Below are 769 nucleotides of genomic sequence, written 5' to 3'. Positions count from 1 at the left end.
GAAGGTCAGCCGTCATGAGCGCGCGGGAGAAAAACTGGGTTACCGCGTCTGTGGAAGATGCGTGGATTAATTGCTGGTTTCATTCGTACAGACAACCAGGTCTCGAAAGACTTCCTCCCCGGCTGTGGGAACGTCTGAGGCAAGAGTGTCAACGCATCTATCGTGACGCAACAGGAGAAGATCAAGCAACACTGGTTGAAGTTCCTGTCGGCTACCGGCTCATCCCTCCCGGCCAACTGGATCGAGAAACAATCGAGCGGTGCGCGAAGATTGCGGACGATTTAGTGCCGAGAGGCGTTCTGCATCATATCGGCACGAGACGCAGGATCGCCGCCGCCATCCGAGCACTAGGAGCAGAGAAATGAGCGCTGGCGGCATGCGGTTCGATGAATGGCGAGGCTCGTTTGATGGTCGCCCCGCACTTTGGATCAAGAATCTCTGGAAACCCTTTGGCTGCGTGGTCCAACTGCACAAGTTTGTACGCGCCGATGATCCTGGGTGCTTTCACACGCACCCCGCATGGGCAATTCGAATCGTCCTGCGCGGCGGCTATGTCGAAGAACTCGGCGATGGCCGCTGGCGCACGTGGTGGCCTGGCAGAATTGGCATCGTGCCGCCGCATTACGAACATCGGATTGGCGGGCTTCGGAACGGCAAGGAAAGCTGGTCGCTTTGGATACGCGGGCCGAAGGTCGCCGCAATCAATGTTCGGGGGTGCTGAGATGCGCCGCTCTCTCACCGAGGAAGAGACATGAAGCTGACTGAGGCT

At 58.1% G+C, this 769-nt stretch carries 2 protein-coding genes; both read left to right on the top strand.

The features are described 5' to 3' along the window. Positions 1 to 365: hypothetical protein (locus EP165_RS20600; protein WP_206075964.1), on the top strand; the 365-nt coding region annotated here is incomplete at its 5' end. Continuing rightward, positions 362 to 721, top strand: coding sequence for a hypothetical protein (locus tag EP165_RS20320; RefSeq protein WP_127524673.1), 360 nt, complete (start codon positions 362 to 364; stop codon positions 719 to 721). The genes EP165_RS20600 and EP165_RS20320, both read left to right, overlap by 4 nt. Positions 722 to 769: the final 48 nt, after the last annotated feature.

This window comes from Mesorhizobium sp. Z1-4 (genome assembly GCF_004000235.1).
Lineage (GTDB): Bacteria > Pseudomonadota > Alphaproteobacteria > Rhizobiales > Rhizobiaceae > RCIO01.
The sequence above is the reverse complement of the archived record's forward strand: the minus strand, read 5'-3'. Positions and strand labels throughout refer to the sequence as shown.

Bases quoted from the DNA above. Each gene is read 5' to 3' on its own strand.
- EP165_RS20320 (WP_127524673.1), top strand. From the start codon at position 362: ATGAGCGCTGGCGGCATGCGGTTCGATGAATGGCGAGGCTCGTTTGAT.